This is a genomic window from Lysobacter sp. DMC97 (genome assembly GCF_056313745.1).
The window spans coordinates 115,703-136,819 of the sequence record NZ_JBQUZR010000002.1 but is presented as its reverse complement, the minus strand read 5'-3'; the positions used below and the strand labels follow the sequence as shown (position 1 = coordinate 136,819).

The 21,117-nt window shown below is 70.1% G+C and carries 11 protein-coding genes; 5 read left to right on the top strand and 6 right to left on the bottom strand.

Features of this window, described 5'->3' with window-relative positions; genetic code table 11:
- The first annotated feature begins 489 nt into the window (after nt 1-489).
- The 3 genes from ACT53Q_RS03620 to plsB all read left to right on the top strand — a co-directional run bounded on the left by ACT53Q_RS03620 (nt 490) and on the right by plsB (nt 5,470).
- Nucleotides 490-1,407 carry a 5'-nucleotidase, lipoprotein e(P4) family gene (locus ACT53Q_RS03620; RefSeq protein ID WP_476185295.1) on the top strand — a complete coding sequence of 306 codons (918 nt, stop codon included), beginning with the start codon at nt 490-492 and terminating at the stop codon, nt 1,405-1,407.
- 248 nt (nt 1,408-1,655) lie between these two features.
- Nucleotides 1,656-2,636, top strand: coding sequence for a hypothetical protein (locus tag ACT53Q_RS03615; protein ID WP_476185294.1), 981 nt, complete (start codon nt 1,656-1,658; stop codon nt 2,634-2,636).
- A gap of 26 nt (nt 2,637-2,662) precedes the next feature.
- Nucleotides 2,663-5,470, top strand: coding sequence for a glycerol-3-phosphate 1-O-acyltransferase PlsB (gene plsB / locus ACT53Q_RS03610; RefSeq protein WP_476185293.1), 2,808 nt, complete (start codon nt 2,663-2,665; stop codon nt 5,468-5,470).
- A gap of 12 nt (nt 5,471-5,482) precedes the next feature.
- Here the strand turns inward: plsB and ACT53Q_RS03605 are convergent, their stop codons facing one another.
- The 5 genes from ACT53Q_RS03605 to ACT53Q_RS03585 all read right to left on the bottom strand — a co-directional run bounded on the left by ACT53Q_RS03605 (nt 5,483) and on the right by ACT53Q_RS03585 (nt 16,343).
- A complete protein-coding gene (locus tag ACT53Q_RS03605) occupies nt 5,483-9,049 on the bottom strand; it encodes an RCC1 domain-containing protein (protein WP_476185292.1) in 3,567 nt (1,188 codons plus the stop codon).
- Between the two features lie 79 nt (nt 9,050-9,128).
- Entirely contained in the window at nt 9,129-10,946 is a 1,818-nt protein-coding gene (locus ACT53Q_RS03600) for an alpha/beta hydrolase-fold protein (protein WP_476185291.1), read from the bottom strand.
- Nucleotides 10,947-10,956: 10 nt separating this feature from the next.
- Complete coding sequence (locus tag ACT53Q_RS03595) at nt 10,957-11,667, bottom strand: DUF6445 family protein (RefSeq protein WP_476185290.1); 711 nt, start codon at nt 11,665-11,667, stop codon at nt 10,957-10,959.
- Nucleotides 11,668-11,677: 10 nt separating this feature from the next.
- Entirely contained in the window at nt 11,678-13,702 is a 2,025-nt protein-coding gene (locus ACT53Q_RS03590; RefSeq protein WP_476185289.1) for a glycoside hydrolase family 97 protein, read from the bottom strand.
- A gap of 34 nt (nt 13,703-13,736) precedes the next feature.
- Nucleotides 13,737-16,343 (bottom strand): alpha-1,6-glucosidase domain-containing protein, encoded by a 2,607-nt coding sequence (locus ACT53Q_RS03585; protein ID WP_476185288.1) that lies wholly within the window; start codon nt 16,341-16,343, stop codon nt 13,737-13,739.
- A 208-nt stretch (nt 16,344-16,551) separates the two neighbouring features.
- On the opposite strand from ACT53Q_RS03585, the gene ACT53Q_RS03580 reads away from it, so the two are divergent.
- A complete protein-coding gene (locus tag ACT53Q_RS03580; protein ID WP_476185287.1) occupies nt 16,552-18,084 on the top strand; it encodes a tryptophan halogenase family protein in 1,533 nt (510 codons plus the stop codon).
- A gap of 168 nt (nt 18,085-18,252) precedes the next feature.
- Nucleotides 18,253-19,737, top strand: coding sequence for an MFS transporter (locus ACT53Q_RS03575; protein WP_476185286.1), 1,485 nt, complete (start codon nt 18,253-18,255; stop codon nt 19,735-19,737).
- Between the two features lie 304 nt (nt 19,738-20,041).
- Here ACT53Q_RS03575 and ACT53Q_RS03570 read toward each other — a convergent pair whose 3' ends face one another.
- Complete coding sequence (locus ACT53Q_RS03570) at nt 20,042-21,079, bottom strand: LacI family DNA-binding transcriptional regulator (RefSeq protein WP_476185285.1); 1,038 nt, start codon at nt 21,077-21,079, stop codon at nt 20,042-20,044.
- Between the last annotated feature and the right edge of the window lie 38 nt (nt 21,080-21,117).

Genomic DNA, 21,117 nt, shown 5'->3' with positions numbered 1-21,117 from the left:
CGGCATCGGTCGGCGCAGAGGTCGACCTGCCGCGTTGCGGCTGCGGATGCCACGACGCAGCCACGACCACGCGGAACGCCTCCTTCTCCCCGCTCGCGGGGAGACGGCTGAGGCGACGCGCACCGCCTCGGCAGCGTCGCCGCGATCGAGCATCTCTCGGTCTGATCCAGCCTCGCCCCTCACCCGCCCTGCCGGGCACCCTCTCCCCGCGAGCGGGGAGAGGGGCGGAATCGGTCGGCGCAGAGGTCGACCTGCCGCGTTGCGGCTGCGGATGCCCCGACACCGCCACGACCACGCGGAACGCCTCCTTCTCCCCGCTCGCGGGGAGAAGGTGCCCGCAGGGCGGATGAGGGACAGGCACTGCCGTCCGCGTGCGCCACAAGGCGTGCTCCGTTCCTGCGTTGCTGCAATGCCTCGCCGACGGCCGAAGGCCGGTCATCCGGGCGGGCTACACTTTGCGGCCCGTTCGCCACGCTTTCCGGAGTCTCCATGCGCAGGTCCATGCTGCACGTCGCCCTCTTCGCCGCGGTCCTGGGCCTCGGCGCCTGCCGCACGATGACGCCGGCGGACGCCGCCGCACCGCCCGCCGTCGAGGCGCCGCCGGTGGCCGCAGCCACGACCACGGCCGCCGTGCCCGCGAACGACAACCTGAACGCGGTGCTGTGGATGCAGCGCGCGGCCGAGTACCGCGCCACCTGCGAGACCGTCTACCACGCCGCCGCCGACCGCCTGGACGCGGCGCTGAAGGATCCGCAGTGGGACGCCATCGTCCCCGGCGAACGCGCCAACCCGGCCCGCGGCCTGCCGCCGGCGGTCGTGCTGGACGTCGACGAGACCGTGCTGGACAACTCGCCCTACCAGGCCCGGCTGATCCGCAACGGCGCGGAATACGACGAAGCCACCTGGGACGCCTGGGTCCGCGAGGAGAAGGCGCAGCCGCTGCCGGGCGTGCTGGACTTCGCCAAGGCCGCCACCGCCCGCGGCATCACCCTGATCTACATCTCCAACCGCGCCGACCAGCTCGGTCCGGCCACGCTGTCGAACCTGCGCAAGGCCGGCCTGCCGGTGAAGGACGACAGCGTGTTCCTGGGTCTGGGCACGTTCGTCGAAGGCTGCGAGCAGGAAGGCTCGGAGAAGCTCTGCCGCCGCCAGCTGGCCGCGCGGAAGTACCGGGTGCTGATGCAGTTCGGCGACCAGTTGGGCGACTTCACCCAGATCATCGCCAACACCCCCGCCGCCCGCGACGCGCTGGAAGCGCAGTACCGCGGCTGGTTCGGCCAGCGCTGGTGGGCGCTGCCCAACCCGAGCTACGGCAGCTGGGAACCGGCGGTGTTCAACAACGCCTGGTCCGAGCCGACCGAGCGCCGTCGCGCGCTCAAGCGCGACGCGCTGAACACGGCGGACTGATCACCCGGGAAAATCGCGCCGCGCAGAATCGTTTCATTTCAATGGCTTGAAGCACACAACTTCACGTATTGCATCAGGATCGCGAGGCCGGTAGGCTGTGCGCCAGCCGGCCTCGCCGGCGCCATGCCACAACCGTGACCTGCCGGCGCGAGCCGGATTTGAGGGAGACCCCACCGGGTCTCCTTTTTCTTGCCGGTCGCTTGTCGACCGCTTGTCGGCCCCGCGCCGGCCGGCCAAGATGCCGGACCATGTGCCCCGCCGCCGCCGCCGCCCCTGCCATCGCCTCCCGCACCTGCCCGCCGCCGCTCGCGGCCCTGCTGGCGCTGGCCCTCGCGCTGGGTGCGGTCGGCTGCGGCGATCGCGAACGCACGCACGCGCCGCACGTCGGCGCGACCGATCCGGTGCAGGCCGTCGCGCTGCTCAACGGCGACCTGCGCGACAACGACCTCGCCGCGTTCGCCCGCGATGCCGTGCCGCCGTCGCTGCACGCGCCGCTGGCCGCAGCCTGGCAGGCCGGCCGCACCCGCTGGCCGCTGGACGAGCTGCCGTTCGACCAGCGCATCCCGGGCGTGCTGGCCAGCCTCTCGGCCGACGACGCCGAGAAACGCCTGCGCAAGGGCTACGACCGCCAGTTCGCCCACGCCGACGGCGAGATCCGCGCCGCCGCGCAGGCGCTGGGCCTGTTCGGCGAGAAATACCTGCAGAGCGAGACCGGCCTGAGCGCGGAGGAACGCGCCCACTACGTCCAGCTGGTGCGGGCGATCACCGCCTGGGGCGGCCGGGCCGGGCTGGGCGATGCCCGCCGCGGGCATGCCGCGATCCCGAAGCTGGCCCTCGCCGCCCGCGGCACCGGCCTGCACGACCCCGCCGATTTCCGGCGGCTCGGCATGGACGAAAGCCTGCGCCGGCTGGGACCGATGGCCGCGGCGTTGAAGGACGTGCTGCGCGGCTACGGCCTCGACCTCGACGCCAGCCTCGACGCGATGGCGCTGACGCTGGAAAGCCGCGATGGCGACCACGCGCGGGTCCGGATGCGCTATCCGCTGGCCGGCGCGACCATCGACACGGTGGTCGCGGTCGAGCAGGTGGACGGCCACTGGTACCTCAGCGATTTCCTGCGCCACGCGCGCGACGCGGCCGCGACGGCCGACGCGCCGGCGTCGCCCGCGGTGCCCGTCGCACCGCCAGCGCCGGCCTCCGCATCGACGCCGGCGAACGCGACGCCGTAGCCGACTTCGTCATAATGGCGGCGATCATGCCGAACCGCCCGACATCGCCCGACCAACCCGCCCTGTTCGCCGCGTCCGACGCGCCCGTCGACGGCGCCGCCACGCCCGATCCCGAACCGGCCGCGCCGGCCCCGGAAGGCGACGCGACGCCGGCGTCCGACGCCGCGGAACCGCCGCACGAGACGCCGGCACCGGCCGATCCGGAGCCTGAGGTGGTGCCGACCCAACCGGCGCTGGCGATGCCGCCGCCCCCCGCACCCGAACCGCCGCCCGCCCCGCCGCAGGCGCGCGGCCGCCGCCCGCTGTGGGCGCGCCCGCTGGCCTGGCTGCTGGAACCGTGGATCGAACTGCACATCGACCCGCTGCCGGAGGCGCTGTCCGACGACCCGCGCCCGGTCTGCTACGTGCTGGAAGATTACGGGCTGTCCAACGCCCTGATCCTCGAACGCGCCTGCCGCGAGGCCGGGCTGCCGTCGGCGCTGCGCCCGCTGGCCGGCGATCCGCTGGGACGCAAGCGCGCCTACGTCGCGCTGGCCCGCCGCCACAGCGCGCTGGGCCTGGCCGCGGACATGGCCGTGGACCTCGCCACCGGCAAGCCGCCGCAGCTCACCCGCCCCGCGCGCCGCCATTCCGAGGCGCTGGCCCGCCTGCTCGACGCCCACCGTGCCGATCCCGGGCTCGACGTACGCCTGGTGCCGGTGTCGATCTTCGTCGGCCGCGCGCCGGACCGGAACAACAGCTGGTTCTCGGTGCTGTTCTCCGAGAACTGGGCGATCGTCGGCCGCTCGCGCCGGCTGCTGGCGATCCTGCTCAACGGCCGCGACACCCTCGTGCAGTTCGCCGCGCCGGTATCGGTGCGCGAAACCCTCGCCGAGGACCTGCCGCCCGAACGCACGGTGCGCAAGCTCTCGCGCGTGCTGCGCATGCACTTCAACCGCATCCGCGAGGCGGTGATCGGGCCGGACCTGTCCACCCGCCGCCTGCTGATCGACAAGGTGCTGGCCGCCGACCCCGTGAAGCAGGCGATCGCCGACACCGCGCGCCGCGAGAACGGCAAGCCCGAGGACGCGTGGAAGAAGGCCCACGCCTACGCCTACGAGATCGCCGCCGACTACTCGCCGCCGGTGGTGCGCTCGGCATCGTTCCTGCTCACCACGGTGTGGAACCGCATCTACCGCGGCGTGCTGGTGCACCACCTCGACCGGCTCAAGCAGGTCGCGCCGGGCTACGAAGTGATCTACGTGCCCAGCCACCGCAGCCACATGGACTACCTGCTGCTGAGCTACCTGCTCTACACCAAGGGCGTGGTGCCGCCGCACATCGCCGCCGGCATCAACCTCAACCTGCCGGTGATCGGCACGCTGCTACGCAAGGGCGGCGCGTTCTTCCTGCGCCGCAGCTTCCGCGGCAACGCGTTGTACTCGGCGGTGTTCTCCGAATACGTCGCGCAGCTGGTCGCCGGCGGCTACTCGATCGAATACTTCATCGAAGGCGGACGCTCGCGCACCGGCCGCCTGCTGCAGCCCAAGGGCGGCATGCTGGCGATGACGATCCGCGCCTTCCTGCGCCAGCCCGCGCGGCCGGTGCTGTTCCAGCCGGTGTACATCGGCTACGAGAAACTGATGGAAGGCGGCAGCTACCTCGACGAACTCTCCGGCAAGCCCAAGGAGAAGGAATCGATCTGGCAGCTGCTGATGGGCATTCCGCGGGTGCTGCGCAGCAACTACGGCCAGGTGGTGGTGAACTTCGGCGAGCCGATCAAGCTCGGCGACATCCTCGCCGAGGAAGCGCCCGACTGGAACGGCCAGCCGGTCGGCGAGGACGAAAAGCCGCAGTGGCTCGCACCCGCGATCGACACCCTCGCCGACCGCATCCAGATCAACATCAACCGCGCCGCCGACGTCAATCCGATCAACCTGCTCGCGCTGGCGGTGCTGTCCACGCCCAAGCATGCGATGGGCGAGGCCGACCTGCTCGCGCAGATCGCGCTGTCGAAGACGCTGCTGGCGGAAGTGCCGTACTCCGACCGCGTCACCGTCACCCCGCACACGCCGCAGGAGATCGTGAAGCACGGCGAGGAGATCGGCGTGCTCGCGCGCACCGCGCACCCGCTGGGCGACGTGCTGCACGTCGACGGCGACACCGCGGTGCTGCTGAGCTACTTCCGCAACAACGTGCTGCACCTGTTCACCGCGACCGCGTGGATCGCCTGCTGCTTCCTGCACAACCGACGGATGAGCCGCAACACGCTGCTGCGCATCGGCCGCTCGCTGTACCCGTTCATGCAGGCCGAACTGTTCCTGCCGTGGGACGAGGCCGGCTTCGCCGAACAGATCGAACGCACCATCGCCGTGTTCGCGCGCGAAGGCCTGCTGCAGCAGGTCGGCGACGACGACGGCGGCATCCTCGCCCGCAACGCCGGCCAGTCCGACGAAGTGTTCCGCCTGCGCGGCCTGGGCCACCCGCTGCAGCAGGCGTTCGAGCGCTACTACATCGCGATCTCGGTGCTCGCCAAGAACGGCCCCGGCACCCTCGCCGCCGCCGAACTCGAAAGCCTCTGCCACCTCGCCGCGCAGCGCCTGAGCCTGCTCTACGCCCCGGCCGCGCCCGAGTTCTTCGACAAGAGCCTGTTCCGCACCTTCATCCGCAAACTGCGCGAACTCAAGCTCGTGTCCACCGACGAGAACGCCAAGCTCGTCTTCGACCAGCGCCTCGACAACTGGGCCAAGGACGCGAAGACCATCCTCGGCCGCGAACTGCGCCATACCATCGAGAAGGTGAGTCCGGAGGCGGTGAAGCCGGCGGAGGGCGCGACGCCCGCGAACGGCGGCTGACGCGCCGTCCGCTCAGCGGACGGCGCGATGTCCGGCTCGGTTTCGGGCGGGCATCGCAGGCAGGCGCGATCCGCGCAGGATCCGCACCTTGGCCGGCACGATCGGCGCCACGACGGTGTAGGTGCTGCGCATCACCGTGGTGTTGCCGGCGCGGTCGGTCGCGGTGCACTGCGCGATCCGCTCGACGGGACCACCGGGCCCGCCCTGGTAAGGCGTGCTGTCGACCGGGATGCAGACGAGGCTGTCCATGCCCGACAGCGCATCGGACGCCGTTGCGTGGTAGTCGTGCACAGTACCGGCCGGGAGTTGGCTCGGCGGCATGACGGCATCGAGGAGCGGCGCGGTCCAGTCGATCCGGATCGGCGCCTGGGACGTGGTTGCGATGTTGCCGGCACGATCGCGCACGGTCTGCAGCGGCGGGACGTGCACGCCTTCGGTCGTGAAGTCGGAAGGCGACGGGCAGGAGCCCGCGACCCCCGATGTCGCGTCCCCGCAGGTGTAGGACAGGTGCACCGACGCACGGAACCAGCCGTGCGCGTTCGGCGCCGACTGCGGCGAGTGCCAGGCGCCGATCGCGGGCGGCGTGCCGTCACGCTTGATCTGGCGTGTCTGCGACGATGAAAGCCCTGCGCGATTCCGCGCGGTGCAGGACGCCGGCAGAAACGCGGCATCCTGTGTCAGCACCGTCTCGTCGCATCCGTTGCTCTCGACGATGCCGCTGTCCGGATCGTCCACGCCCCAGACGACATGGACATCGCCGATGTACCAGCCGTCGTCGCCTGTCGGGCCGGAGATCGAAACGCCGATCACCGGCGGCGTGGTGTCTGCCGACGGACCCACCTGCAAGACATAGTCGCGCGTCGCGGTGAAGCCGTTGGCGTCGCGGACTTCCACAGTGAAGGCGTAGCGTGCATTCGGCTGCGTGATGTAAAGCTGCAGCCGGCCCGCCGGCGTGAGCGCGCCCTCCGGCAGGTCCCCCGCGACGACACGGAACACGGGGGATCGGGGCACGTAGCCGCCGCTGCCGGCGACCGTGAGCTGCACCTCGTGCAGGTCGCCATAGCCACCGGACGCGGGCGGCAACGTCGCGGGTGCGAGCGACAGCGAGGGCGCCTGGCCGGCACCGTTGTCGCCCCAGCAGGCGCGCGTGCCGTCTTCGCGCACCGCGCAGGCATGCGCGCCACCGGCCGTGACCGAGACGAAGCGTCCGGCGGGTGGCGTCGCCTGCCCGTGGTCGTTGCGTCCCCAGCAGGCAAGCGCGCCATCGGCGCGGATCGCGCAGGCATGGAAGGTGCCGACGGCCAGCGCAACGTAGTGGGCGTCGTCCGCCGGCGGCGTCGACTGTCCTTCGGAATCCAGCCCCCAGCAGTGCAGGCGGCCGTCGCCCGCGATCGCGCACGAATGCCGTTCGCCGACGTCGACGGTCAGATACGTGCCCGCCGGCGCGGCGATCTGGCCATCCGCACCGTAGCCCCAGCAGGCGAGCGTGCCGTCGTCGCGCACGCCGCAGCTGTGGTTGAGGCCCGTGGCGACACGCCGGAACGCGCCCGCGGGCGGCGAAGCCTGGCCGTTGGCGTTCCAGCCCCAGCAGGTCACGTCACCGCTGCGTTCGATGCCGCAGCCACCGAACTGGCCGACATCCACGTCGCGCACCTGCAGGCCGGGCGGCGGCAGGTTCGCCTCGCGCTGGCCGTCGCCCCAGCAGTGCAACAGGTTGCCGCGATCGGTCCCGCAGGTGTGATCGCCGCCGGCGCCCGCGATCGACCCCATGATCACCGACGCATCGCGCTGACCCTTCGTATTGTCGCCCCAGCAATCGACACCCCCGGCGTCATCCACGTTGCAGGTATGGCGCGCACCCGCGACGAGTCCACCCGTGCCCACGGGCACGGCCCTCAGTCCCCGCACGGCGTATTCGCGCCCGCGACACGTGATGAACCCGTCGGCATGCAGCGCGCAGACATCCTGACCAGATGCAGCCAGCGCGACGACATCGTCGTAGGAATAGCCTTGCCGCACGGGTTCCGCGGCGCCCATGCACTGGACGAAGTGCCACATCTTCCAGCAAGCGAAGGTGTCGCCGACCACGGCGTCCGAGTACCGGTAGACGGTGGGCGGAACGGGCAGGCGGCCCGCGTCGTTCCAGCATTCGGGCATGTCCTCGTCGCGGCCTGCGCAGAGGATGGCATCGCCACCATAGAGCGAGGTGAATCCGTTGCCCACGGGCAAGCGCGTCACGAGGGGATCGGTGCCCCAGCACATGACGACGCCTTCCATCGACAGCCCGCAACTGTAGTCGTCGCCGGCAAGTACGTCGCGATAACGTCCCGGCGTCACCTGCGTCTGGCCTGCGCTGTCGTCGCCCCAGCAGAGGATGCGATCGTCGTCGGCCAGTCCGCAGGCATGCGCCTTGCCGACACTGACCGCGTGCATCGGCTCCGCCGGCACCGGTCCGAGCGATTCGCCCCAGCACAGGACTCGATGATCGACGTCGATCCCGCAGCCGCGATCGCGGCCAAGGGACACATCGAGGTAACGCCCCGGTGGCGGCACCAGCGGCGATTCGGGATCCAGGCAATGGGTGATGCCCTCGGCATCCATCGCGCACACCGTGCCGCCGCCCATGGCGAGCCGTGCCAGCGGCACCCCCAGCCCGGTGACGCCTTCCAGAAACACGCTTTCCCCCCAGCAGTCGACGGTGCCATCCCGCCTGCGTCCGCAGGCCTGGGCATAGCCGGACGCCAGTTCGGTGAATTCGCCGCGCGGCGAAGGCATCGGCCGCGGCGTCCCGCTGTATCGCGTGCCGCCCCAGCACACGACCGTGCCATCCGCTTTCAGTCCGCACGCGTGGTAGGCGCCCACGGAAAGATCGATGAAATCGTCGCGGTCCGGCACCTGGTTGCCGCCATCCACGTCAAGGCCCCAACACAGGATGCGGCCATCGCTGCGCAAGGCACAGGCATGGAGGGAAGACACTTCGACCTTCAGGAATCGCCCAGGCGGCGATCGCTCGATCTGGAATTCTTCCAACAGTCCCGCTCTCCAGCAGGCCAGTGTGCCGTCGACGCGCAGCGCGCAGCCGACATACCAGCCGATCGACACCGATCGGAACGGGCCATCGGTCGGCGCGGCGGTGGCCATCTCCGGCACGTCGCCCCAGCAGGCCAGGCTGCCATCCATGCGGATGCCGCAGGTTTCGTCGTACGCAACGGCCAGCATGCGCCAGGGCCCCGCCGGCGCCTCCGGCACCGGCGACCCGGAGGCGGAGCGGCAGACGGCTTCGCCATCGACCCGCACGGCACACAGGCGTCCCCAGGAATCTCCGGATGCCATCGATCGGAAGCGCTCCGTCGACGTGGGAGGAAAGCCGTTGTGCTGGGGCCAGCATCGGATGCGACTATCGGACCCGATCGCACAGGCGTTGTCGCCTATGGCGAGGTGGTCATCCAACGCATCCGGGTCACCCATCGCATGCGCGGATGACATGCCGAGGCCGGCCAACGACGCCCCCATCAGGACGCCGCATATCCGACGCATCAGGCAAGAACCGACCCTGTTCATGGCATTGGCTTCCTGCATTCCCGTGTCGGGCCAAAGAGTCTAGCCAGCTTGGCGGCAGGAGCAACGCGCAGGGCATCGATGTGGCATCAGCTCACGCTCAGTGTCCGTCGCCGCGCCCCAGCAGGAATTCCAGCGGCACCTCCGCCCGCGCCCGCCACGCGATCTCACTGTGCTCCGCGCCATCGAACGTGCGGGTGACGAAGTCGCGGCCTTCGCGCCAGCCGGCGCGGCGCAGGGCGGCATCCATGCGCAGCTGGAAGGGCGCGTAGCCGGCGTCGAGGGTGGCGGTGCCGTGGTCGAAGTAAATGCGGTGCGTGCGGCGGTCTGGCAGGTGCGCGGCGAACCAGTCGATCGTGCAGCCGCCGCAGGCGGGCCAGTGCGTCGACACCGCGGCGGCACGACCGAACACGTCGGGCCTGCGCGCGATGGCGTACAGCGAGATCAGCCCGCCCATGCTCGATCCCATCACCGATGTGTCGTCGCGTCCGGGCCGCGTGCGGTACTGCGCGTCGATGAAGGGCTTCAGTTCCTCGACGAGGAAGCGCAGGTAGGCGTCCGACTGCAGGCCCGCCGCGTCGAACGGCGGCACGCCGTCGATGCCCGCGGCGATCGTCGGCGTGCGTACCGGCGCCTGCGGCATGTATTCGAGGAAGCGCTGCGGCGAGTTCCACACGCCGACGACGATCGCCTCGCGGATCGTGCCGGCGTCGATCAACCGCGTCATCGCGCCGTCGATGTCCCAGTCGGTGCCGTTGAATACCAGCGACGGATCGAACAGGTTCTGGCCGTCGTGCATGTAGACGACGGGATAGCGCTTGCCCGGGTCGCGGCCGTACGACGGTGGCAGCCAGACGTCGACATCACGCGCCGCGACGAAGCGCGACGGCACGGCGTGCCACGATTCGACGCGACCGGTCGCATGCAGCGACGGCGCATGTAAGGCGTAGGCCCAGCGCAGGAACGCCGGCAACATGCGCGACCAGCTGGGCTGGCGATGCTCGCCGCCGGGCAACACATAAAGCGCGACGTCGGCGCGCGTCGGCGACGCGGCGTGATCAAGATTGATCGAGTGTCCGAGCTGGTGCAGGCCCTTCATCCGCGGCGCGTCTTCGCCCACGACGCGCCAGCCGTCGACCAGATCGCGCGCGTCGTCGACCACGTCGATGACGCCGTCGCCGTCGCGGTCGTCGGTTTCCTCGGCGTCGCCGACGGCGAGGAACGCATGCAGCCCGGGATGGTAGCTGCCGTTCGCGATCATGCCTTGCGCGATGCGCGTGCGCTGCACGGCGTCGGCATCGCGGCGATCGGTCGCCAGCCACAGCGACGGCGAGAACGCGCCGATGCGGCCGAAGGTCTCCGGATACTGCCAGCCGCTGTTCAACGCCTGCGCGCCGCCCAGCGACCAGCCGAGCAGCGTTCGCGCATCGGCGCGCGGCTGCGTGCGGTAGCGCGCATCGATCGCAGGCACGAGCGCATGCGCGAGCCATTCCGCGTACACATGCGCATTCGCGCCGACCGCACCGGCACGCGTGTCGGCGACGACGCTGCGTCCCGACGCGCGATCGGAAAAGCCGTAGGCGCCGAGGCGATCGTGCGGCATGTCGACCGCCACCGCGATCAGCGGCCGGATCTCGCCGCTGATCGTCAGCGCGTCGATCCACGGTTGGAGCGCGACCGCTTCCGCATCCTGTCCGTCGTCGACGTAGAGCACGGGATAGCCGGGCTGCGCGTTCGCGTCGTAGCCCGGCGGCAGGAGCACACGCACGCGCAGGCCGTCGGGATCGATGCCGGGCGCGCCGATCCGGAACGTATCGATGCGGGGCGTGTCGATGCGCGACGGCGATGGCTCCGCTGCCGGCACCGCACCCGCGAGCAGACCGAACGCGCACAGCAGGACGAAGGCGGCCGACTTCATGCAACGGACCTCATGCGGCGACACTCCGGCGGCAGGTGAAGAAGCCGTTGAGCGTGAGCCGCCCGGTGCGCGGGTCGTCGGTCAGTAGTTCGGGATACGCGATCTCTCCGCTGTGGAAGATCGTGCCGGTGTAGAAGATCAGGCGGTTCCAGCGCGCGGGCACGCTCGCGACCTTCTCGAACCACGCGTTCGAGGCGGTCATGTAGCCGGTGCGCAGACCGTACTTCGCCTCGAACGCCGCGGCGTCGAGCTGCGAGGACTCCAGCACCAGCGGCACGATCTCCTCGGGCGGCCGCTTCGGCGCGTAGAAGCTGGTGCCGCCGAGGCGCGGGTCATGGAATAGGTACAGCACGCCCGCGATCACGCACTGGCTCGGGTCGACGCTGAGGCGGTCGACGTGGCAGATCGACTGCGCCGGCGACAACCGCTCCGGCGGTGTCGCGGTGAGCGCCAGCCGGCTGTACATGCGCTCGGTGCGGCGCGCATCGAGATGGCGGCGCACGTGCGCGGCGAAGAACGCGTCGAGCTGCGCGGAAAAGGCCTCCGGCATGCGCAGTTCCGGCCCCGGATACGCGTTGTGCCCGGCCTCGACGAACGCCTCGCGCTGCGCGACCGCGTAGGCGACGAGCGACTCGGGATCGAGCAGCGCGTCGTCGATCACGCAGCAGACGTGGCGGCCCCCGATGGACACGGTCTCGATGCGCGGATGCGGGTTGAACATGCGAGCGGACTCAGCGTTTCGGCACGAAGCGGATCGCCGCGCCGCCGGCCTTCGCCAGCCGCAGCACGAGCGTGTCGGTGCGGGTCACGGTGCGGGTTTCGCGCACGAACGAGAAGCGGTGGTCGGTGTCGTCGGCATCGTCGCCATCGCGATAGATCTGCGCTTCGTAGCGCTTGCCGGCGTCGAGGAAATCCAGCGGCACCTCCAGCGTGCGCGCGTTCTCGTCGGTGACGCTGCCCAGGTACCAGTCCTGGCTGTTGCGATCCTTGCGCACCAGCGTGACGTAGTCGCCGACCTCACCGTTGACGGCGCGCGTCTCCTGCCAGTCGACCGGCACGTCGCGGATGAACCGGAACGCATCCATGTGCTGCGCGTAGTGCTCGGGCAGGTCCGCGGCCATGTGCACCGGGCTGTAGAGCACGACGTAGTCGGCCAGTTGCCTCGCAATCGTGCTGCGGATCGGCTGGTTGCGGCCTTCCAGGCTCAGCACGCCCGGCGTGTAGTCCATCGGCCCGGCGAGCATGCGCGTGAAGACGAGGTTGGTCTCGTGCTCCGGCGGATTCGGCGGATTGCCCCAGGCGTTGAACTCCTGTCCGCGCGCGCCTTCGCGCGACACCCAGTTCGGATACGTACGGCGCAGGCCGGTGTCCTTGATCGGTTCGTGCGCGTCGATCGCGATGTGGTGTTTCGCCGCCGCCAGCACCACGCGCAGGTGGTGGTTGCTCATGAACTGGCTTTCATGCCACTCGCGGATCACCGGGCCGCCTTCGACGTCCTGGCGTTCGATCTGTCCCGCGTCGCAGACGTAGCCGGTCTTCACGCTGTCGATGCCGAGTTTCTCGAACAGCGCGAACGCCTCGTCCATCTGGCGTTCGTAGTGGCTCACCGCGCAGGCCGTCTCGTGGTGGCCGATCAGGTGCACGCCCTTCGCCTTCGCGTAGGCGGCCAGCCCGGGCAGGTCGTAGTCGGCCGTGGGCTTGCGGAAATCGAACTGCCAGCCGTTCGCGAACCAGTCGCCGTCCCAGCCGGTGTTCCAGCCTTCCACCAGCACGCCGCGGAACCCGTTCTGCGCGGCGAAATCGATGTAGCGCTTCACGTTCGCGGTGGTCGCGCCGTGCTTCGGCCCGGTCGCCCAGCTCTGCTGGTCGAGGTGCATCGCCCACCACACGCCGACGTATTTCGACGGTTTGAACCAGCTCACGTCGCCGAGCTTGTTCGGCTCGTTGAGGTTGAGGATGAGGTTCGACTCGACCAGCCCGCCGGCGCGGTCGGCGATCTGGATCGTGCGCCACGGCGTCGCGAACGGGACTTGACGCACCACCTTCGCCGGGCTGCCGGGCGTGAGCGACGCGCGCAGCACGCCGCCGTCCCCGCGCATCAGATTCATGCCGGCGTAGTCGACCAGCGCGGCCTCGTGCAGCGTCACGTGGGTGCCGTCGTCGGTGCGCAGCGTGATCGGTGTCTGCGCGGTGCCGACCTCGGCCAGCGGCGTGCGGTGGTAAAGGTATTCCTCGCGGTTCCATTCGTACGCCGGCAGCCACCACGCAGTCGCGGGGCGCGCGATCGCGAATTCGGTCAGCTCCTCCGCGATCTGCACCTCGTCCAGCGCCGGCTGCTTCGGGAATTCGTAGCGGAAGCCGACGCCGTCATCGAACACGCGGAACACCACGTCGAGGCGGCGATGATCGTGGTCGCGTTCGACGAACTGCGCGCGCAGTTCGTTGTAGTGGTCGCGCACGAAGCGGCGCTCGCCCCACGGCTGCTCCCAGGTGTCGTCGGCACTGCGTGATGCTTTTGCCTGCAATTCCAGCCCGCGCAGAAACTGGCGGCCGTTGCGCAACAGGAAGCCGAGCCGCGAGTCGCCGATCAGCGGCTTGCCGTCGCGCGCGACGCGATAGGCGAGGCGGCCCTCGCCGCTGACGTCGAGTTCGACGCGGGTGCGTCCGTCCGGCGACGCGACCTCGGCGACGGTGGCCGCCTGCGCGGCGCCCGCGGCGGCGAACACGAGCAGTGCGAGCGCGAAACGGGAAGGCATGAATGATGGGCGCATGGCGAACGAACCTCGGACGTCATTCGACGACATAGACCACGACGCTGCGTGGCGGGATGGAAAAGGTGCCGGTGGCGGTCTCGACCCGCGCGTCGCGGGCGCGGGCATCGACGGCCTGCGGATCGCGCTGCACCGGATGCAGCGTCCATGCCTTGCCGGCCTGCGCCGGCAGCGACAGCGTCCGCGCATCGGCGGACGCGTTGAGGAAATAGAGCACCTCACGGAAGCGCGCACCGTCGAGCCCGGCACCATCGAGATGACCGACGACCACGCGCGGATCCTGCTGCGGACCGACGTTCGGGAACGTCAGCCGCTTCGCGACCTCGTCGGCGGTGCGCAGGCGGAACAGCGTCGAGCTCGCGCGGATGCGCAGCAGGTCGCGGAAGGCACCGTCCATCCACGCGATGTCCGCGGGCGCGGGCTTGATCCGCGCGTTGGCCAGCACCGGCCGCATCCACGGCCAGTCGCCGCCGTTGTCGGCCTGTTTCGGCAATCCAGCGCCGAAGCCGTTGTCGGCCAGCGTCCAGTCGAGGCGGTTGAACGCGTCGCCGGAATCGAAACTGTTCTTGTCGAGCGACTTCGAGCGCAGCACGTCGATGCCGGCGTGGTAGTAGGCGACGCCCTGCGCCAGCGCCACGAACGCGGCGCCGAGCAGCTGCACACGGGCGCGATCCTCGCGCGACGTGTCGCGCGGCAGCCGCATCGCGCCGAGGTCGAACAGCGTCATGTTGTCGTGGTTCTCGACGTAGTTCACCGCCTCGCCGGGCGCCGCGGCGTAGCCCGCGGGCTGGCCGGCGTAGTCGATCGCGGAAAATGCCTGCGTGCGCCCGTCCGCCGTGGTCATGCGCATGCCCGCGAGCGTGCCGCCCAGACCCACGCGCACGAGGTCGGCCGCGCGCTTCGCCGCCGCTTCGTCGCTGCCGTCGGCGAGCCCGTTGAGCCAGCCCTTCGCATCGACCAGCGCCGCACCGCTATCGCAGCAGCCACCGCCGCGCAGCGCATCGCGCGCGCGGTCGCTGAAGCTGCCGATGCCGCTGCCGGCGAGCGAACGCTGCGACGCCTGCACGAAGCGCGCGCCGTCGGCGACCTCGCCGAAGTTCCAGCCTTCGCCGATCAGCGGCACGTGCCGGCCCGCGGCAGCGTCGACCGCGCGCTGCAACCTTTCCATCGCCGCGCGCGGCTGGTGGCCCATCAGGTCGAAGCGGAACGAATCGATGCGGTAGTCGCGCACCCAGCGCGCCGCGGTGTCGATCATCAGCTTCGCCATCATCCGGTGCTCGGTGGCGGTGTTCTCGCAGCACGTCGAGCGTGCGATCTTCCCGGCCGCGTCGAGGCGCTGGTAGTAGCCGGGCACAACGCGGTCGAGCACCGCGCGCGCGTCCTGGCCCGCAGCGAAGGTGTGGTTGTAGACCACATCCATGCCCACACGCAGGCCGGCGGCATGCAGCGCCTGCACCATCGCGCGGAACTCGCGGACGCGCGCCGCGCCGTCGGGCTGCACCGCGTAGCTGCCTTCGGGCGCGCCGTAATGCCACGGGTCGTAGCCCCAGTTGAAGCAGTCGGTCGCCGCGGTCTTCGCGACCGCGGCCTGCTGCGCTTCACCGTCGGGTGCGCCCTTCGGCACCTGCGGCACGACGCAATCGCGCTCGGGCACCGACGCGAAGTCGTACACCGGCAGCAGGTGCACGTCGGTCAGGCCGGCGGCCTGCAACGCGCGCAGGTGGCGCATGCCGGCGGAATCCGGTTCGGTGAACGCGAGGTACTTGCCACGCCATGGCGCGCGCACGCCGGCATCGTCGCGCGAGAAATCGCGCACGTGCAGTTCGTACACGACCATGTCGACGCTGTCCGCCGCCGGCGCGGGCCGCGATGCCGCGTCCCAGCCGGTCGGCTTCGTGTCCGGCGCGTCGGGATCGAGCACCACGCTGCGCGCCGAATCGACGGTGAGCGCGGCCGAATACGGATCGGTGACGCGATTGCGCACGATGCCCGTGCCCGGCGCGAACACGTCGACGAGATACGCATAACGCGCGCCGTGCAGCGTGCCCGGCAGGTCCAGCGTCCACGTGCCGGTCGCGTCGTCGCGATGCGCCGGCAGCGCGTGGGTCGCGCCGCGGTCTGCGTAGATGCACACGGCGACGTTGCGCGCGGTCGGCGCCCACAGCGCGAAGCGGGTGGCGAAGTCTTCCGCACCGGCGGGCGGCACGGTGCGGAACGCACCCAGCGCGATGTCGCCGGCCGCGGCGTACAGGTCATCCAGCGCGCCGGGCGTCTGCACCGCGGTCGCGTCGAGCACGCGGCCCGCGTCATCCTCGCGCACCAGCAGCAGCTGATCCTTCAGCAGCGCGCCGACGTCGACGGCATCGCCGAACACCAGCCGTGGACCGTCGCCGACGAAACGGAAACGCTCGGCCAGCGCCGCGATCATTTCGACCTTCGCCGGCGCCAGATCGACATGGCCGTCGGCACCGGCGACGACCTGGCCGGGCACCGCGCGCAGCGCGGCGGTCGCCGATCGATACAACCGGAAGCGACCCGTCACCGGCGCGCCGGGCCACTGGATCAGATGGCGATCCAGCCAGTAGGCGCGGGCGTCGACGGCGGGCCCGGCCTGCGCATGCAGCACGGTCGCGGAAGCGGGCGCATCGCAGGCAGCGCGCAGGCCGGCGTCCGCGCGCGCGGAGGCCGCCGCGATGGCCGGGATGCACGCGAGAATCGTTACAAGCGCCCTGAATACGTATGCAGTGCGCGGGTGTCGTGGCCGTTGCACCGCGGGATGACCGGGATTGCCGTGCATCGCATACTGATTGCGCATCCCAACGAGCCTCCGCCGCATGAACACCACGCCCGACAGTTCTTCGCCGCACCGCGTCAACCAGATCGTGATCGTCGGCGGTGGCACCGCCGGGTGGATGACCGCGGCGGCGCTGGCGAAGGTGCTGAACCCATCGTATTCGATCCGGCTCGTGGAATCCGACGAGATCGGCATCGTCGGCGTGGGCGAGGCGACGATCCCGATGATCAAGCTCTACAACACCGCGCTGGACCTGGACGAGGGCGACTTCATCCGCGAGACCATGGGCTCGTTCAAGCTCGGCATCGAGTTCGTGAACTGGGGCCGGGTCGGCGACAGCTACATCCACGGCTTCGGCAAGATCGGCCAGGACCTCGGGCTGGTGCCGTTCTACCAGTACTGGCTGAAGATGCGCCAGGCCGGCAAGGCCGCGCCGCTGGACGATTATTCGATCAACACCTTCGCCTGCCGGCACAACCGCTTCATGCCGCCGGTGACCGACCGCCCGAACTCGCCGCTGGCGGACATCGCCTACGCCTATCACTTCGACGCCAGCCTGTACGCGCGCTTCCTGCGCCGTTACGCCGAGGCACGCGGCGTGGTGCGCACCGAGGGCAAGGTGATCGGCGTCGAGCAGAATCCCGAGAGCGGCTTCATCAACGCGATCACGCTGGACAACGGCGAGCGCATCCCGGGCCAGCTGTTCGTCGACTGCTCGGGCTTCCGCGGGCTGCTGATCGAGCAGACCCTGAAGACCGGCTACGACGACTGGAGCCACTGGCTGCCCTGCGATCGCGCCGTGGCCGTGCCCTGCGAGCGCACCACGCCGCTCACGCCGTACACGCGCTCGACCGCGCGCGAGGCCGGCTGGCAGTGGCGCATCCCGCTGCAGCACCGCGTGGGCAACGGCCACGTCTTCAGCAGCCGGTTCATCAGCGAGGACGAAGCCACCGCGACGCTGATGGCCAACCTCGAAGGCCCGGCGCTGGCCGAGCCGCGCGTGCTGCGCTTCCTCACCGGCAAGCGCAAGAAGTTCTGGAACAAGAATGTCGTTGCGGTGGGCCTGGCGAGCGGCTTCATGGAGCCGCTGGAATCGACCAGCATCCACCTGATCCAGTCCAGCATCGCGCGGCTGACCGCGTTCTTCCCGCACGGCGGTTTCGACCAGGCCGACATCGACGAATTCAACCTGCACTCCGAATTCGAGTTCGAGAAGATCCGCGACTTCCTGATCGCGCACTACTGCGCCACCGAACGCGACGACACGCCGTTCTGGAACTACTGCCGCACGATGGACGTGCCGGCGTCGCTGACCCGCAAGCTGGAGCTGTTCCGCAGCTGCGGCCGCCTCTTCCGCGACTGCAACGAGCTGTTCGCCGAGCCGAGCTGGATGCAGGTGCTGTACGGCCAGCGCGTCATCCCGCGCAGCTACCACGCGATGGTCGACGTGTATCCGGAAGAGAAGATCATCGAGTACATGGAAGGCATCCGCGGCGTGATCGCCAACTGCACGCGGGTGATGCCGACCCACGAGGAATTCATCGCGAAGCACTTCGCGGCGAAGGCGATGTAGCGCCGCGGCGCTCGCAGGCGGACGGGCACGGCGATCGCATCCGTCGCGCCTGTCGCGCTGAATACGTTTGCATGCCGCCATTGCTGCGCTGCAGCGCGACGCCCTGCGCGCATCGGCGCATGTGATGATGCGCGTCCGCATGCCGCGCACGCACAGGGACCCCCGCCGATGACCTCCGGATCGCAGACCACGAAGCCGACGCTGTCGTTCTGGCAGATCTGGAACATGTGCTTCGGCTTCCTCGGCATCCAGTTCGGGTTCGCGCTGCAGAACGCCAACGTCAGCCGCATCTTCCAGACCCTCGGCGCGGACATGGACGCACTGCCGGGCCTGTGGATCGCGGCGCCGCTGACCGGGCTGATCGTGCAGCCGATCATCGGCCATCTCTCCGACAGCACCTGGACGCGTTTCGGCCGCCGCCGCCCGTACTTCATGGTCGGCGCGATCCTCGCCTCGCTGGCGCTGCTGGCGATGCCGAACTCGCCGTCGCTGTGGATCGCCGCCGGCCTGCTGTGGGTGCTGGACGCCTCGATCAACGTGTCGATGGAACCGTTCCGCGCCTTCGTCGGCGACCAGTTGCCGGTGTCGCAGCGCGCCAAGGGCTACGCGATGCAGAGCTTCTTCATCGGCGTGGGCTCGGTGGTGGCGAGCATGCTGCCGTGGCTGTTCGAGAAGGCCGGCGTGGCCAACGCGGCCGGCGCCGGGCAGGTGCCCGACACCGTGCGCTACGCGTTCTACGCCGGCGCCGGCGTGCTGCTGGGCGCGATCGCGTGGACCGTGCTGCGCACCCGCGAATACCCGCCGGAAGCGCTGCAGGCCTTCGACGAGGCACCGGCGCTGGATCGCCCGCCGCTGGACCGCACGCGCAGCACGCGCTTCGGCACGTTCTGGTTCTTCGTCGGCGCGATCGCCATTGCAGCGGTCGCGGTGCAGGGCCTGCCGAAGGAACTGTTCCTGCTCGGCGCGCTGCTCGCGGCCTACGGCCTGGCGCTGCTGCTGCTCAACGTGGTGACGCCGGAAAGCGCGTTCGGCACGGTGATGACCGACATCTACGCGATGCCCGACACCATGCGCCGGCTGGCGCTGGTGCAGTTCTTCTCGTGGTTCGCACTGTTCGCGATGTGGATCTACACCACGTCCACGGTGACCGCGGTCTACTACCACACCACCGACACCGCCTCGGCCGAATACAACACCGGCGCGAACTGGGTCGGCGTGCTGTTCTCGGCGTACAACGGCTTCGCCGCGCTGGCCGCGATCGCGATTCCGTTCATGGCCCGCCGCCTCGGCCTGCGCCGCAGCCACCTGATCAACGTGACGCTGGGCGGCCTCGGCCTGATCGCCATTCCCTACATGCCGAACGAGAACTGGCTGATGGTGCCGATGGTCGGCGTCGGCTTCGCCTGGGCCTCGATCCTCTCGCTGCCCTACGCGCTGCTGTCCGACAGCGTGCCGGCGCGCAAGATGGGCGTGTACATGGGCATCTTCAACTTCTTCATCGTCATCCCGCAGCTGGTCGCGGTGGCGACGCTGGGCTTCCTGCTCAAGCGCGTCTTCGGCGATGCCCCCGCCGGCATCCTCGTGCTCGGCGGCGCCTCGATGATCCTCTCCGGCCTGCTGGTGCTGCGGGTGCGGGAGCCGGAGGCGCACTGAGGCACGATCCGCCTGCTTTTGTAGGAGCGACGTAAGTCGCGACCCTGCACCTGCATCGGTCGGATCGTCGCGACTTCCGTCGCTCCCACGCGAAAGGTCGGCGTCATTCCATTGTCTTGGTCGTTTGGCGACGTCTCCCCTGCGACATCATGCATTTCGCCGCACGGGGTCGCGACTCACGTCGCTCCTACGAAGATCAAAGGCGCGGCAGTCCGCTTTTGCAGGAGCGACGTGAGTCACGACCCGGTGGCGGGTCATCGTTGCGTCGCGACTCCCGTCGCTCCCACAGGAGAGGCAGTGCGCCTCAGCCGCCGGCGCCGCTCGATCGCCGCACCACCAGCGTCGCGGGCAGCATCGCGCTTTCGGCGGGCTGGTCGTGGATGCGCTTGAGCAACGTGCCGACCAGCAGCTCGCCGGCGCGGGCGGTGTCCTGGTAGACGGTGGTCAGCGGCGGGTTGCAGAAGCGGGCCATCGCGATGTCGTCGAAGCCGACGACGGCCACGTCCTCGGGCACGCGCAGGCCGTGTTCGTGCAGGGCGCGGATGGCGCCGATCGCGATCAGGTCGCTGGCGGCGAAGATGGCGTCGAACAGCACGCCGCGGCCGAGCAGCGCCTTCGCCGCCTCGTAGCCTTCTTCCTCGGAGCTGAGCGCGTCGACCTGCAGCGCGGGTTCCTCGGGGATGCCGGCCGCGCGCAGCACCTGCTCGCAGCCGCGGTAGCGCGCGTGGAATTCGGGATAGTGCGGCGAGGCGTCGCCGAGGAAGGCGATGCTGCGCCGGCCGAGGCCGAGCAGGTGTTCGCCGACGAGGCGGCCGCCGTCGGCGTTGTCGCAGCCGATCGAGATGCCCGGCTGGTCCGGCAGCACCGCGCCCCAGCGGACGAAGTGCGTGCCCTGCTCGACCAGTCGTTCGAGCTTGGGCCGGTAGTCGACGTAGTCGCCGTAGCCCAGCAGGATCAGGCCGTCGGCCTTCATGCTGTCCTCGTAGTCGGCGTGCCAGTCGTCCGACAGCTGCTGGAACGACACCAGCAGGTCGTGGTGGTGGCGGGCGCAGGCGCGGGTGATCGAGCCCAGCATCGACAGGAAGAACGGGTTGATGTTCGACTCGTCCTCGGTGGGATCCTCGAACAGCAGCAGCGCGAGCGTGCCGGCGCGCTGGGTGCGCAGGCTGGAGGCGCGGCGGTCGACCTTGTAGTTGAGTTCCTGGACGGCGTCGAGCACGCGCTTGCGGGTCTCGGCGTTGACCAGCGGACTGCCGCGCAGCACGCGCGAAACGGTCGCCTGGGAAACGCCGGCGCGGTGGGCGATGTCGACCGAGGTGGCCTTGGTCTTGCGGAGGGCCATGGCAGTGCCGGAGGTCTTGGGCTGGTCCGCAGTGTAGT

Bases quoted from the DNA above. Each gene is read 5' to 3' on its own strand.
- ACT53Q_RS03595 (WP_476185290.1), bottom strand. From the start codon at position 11,667: ATGTTCAACCCGCATCCGCGCATCGAGACCGTGTCCATCGGGGGCCGC.
- ACT53Q_RS03580 (WP_476185287.1), top strand. From the start codon at position 16,552: ATGAACACCACGCCCGACAGTTCTTCGCCGCACCGCGTCAACCAGATC.
- ACT53Q_RS03590 (WP_476185289.1), bottom strand. From the start codon at position 13,702: ATGCCTTCCCGTTTCGCGCTCGCACTGCTCGTGTTCGCCGCCGCGGGC.
- ACT53Q_RS03605 (WP_476185292.1), bottom strand. From the start codon at position 9,049: ATGCAGGAAGCCAATGCCATGAACAGGGTCGGTTCTTGCCTGATGCGT.
- ACT53Q_RS03575 (WP_476185286.1), top strand. From the start codon at position 18,253: ATGACCTCCGGATCGCAGACCACGAAGCCGACGCTGTCGTTCTGGCAG.
- ACT53Q_RS03615 (WP_476185294.1), top strand. From the start codon at position 1,656: ATGTGCCCCGCCGCCGCCGCCGCCCCTGCCATCGCCTCCCGCACCTGC.
- ACT53Q_RS03600 (WP_476185291.1), bottom strand. From the start codon at position 10,946: ATGAAGTCGGCCGCCTTCGTCCTGCTGTGCGCGTTCGGTCTGCTCGCG.
- plsB (WP_476185293.1), top strand. From the start codon at position 2,663: ATGCCGAACCGCCCGACATCGCCCGACCAACCCGCCCTGTTCGCCGCG.
- ACT53Q_RS03620 (WP_476185295.1), top strand. From the start codon at position 490: ATGCGCAGGTCCATGCTGCACGTCGCCCTCTTCGCCGCGGTCCTGGGC.
- ACT53Q_RS03570 (WP_476185285.1), bottom strand. From the start codon at position 21,079: ATGGCCCTCCGCAAGACCAAGGCCACCTCGGTCGACATCGCCCACCGC.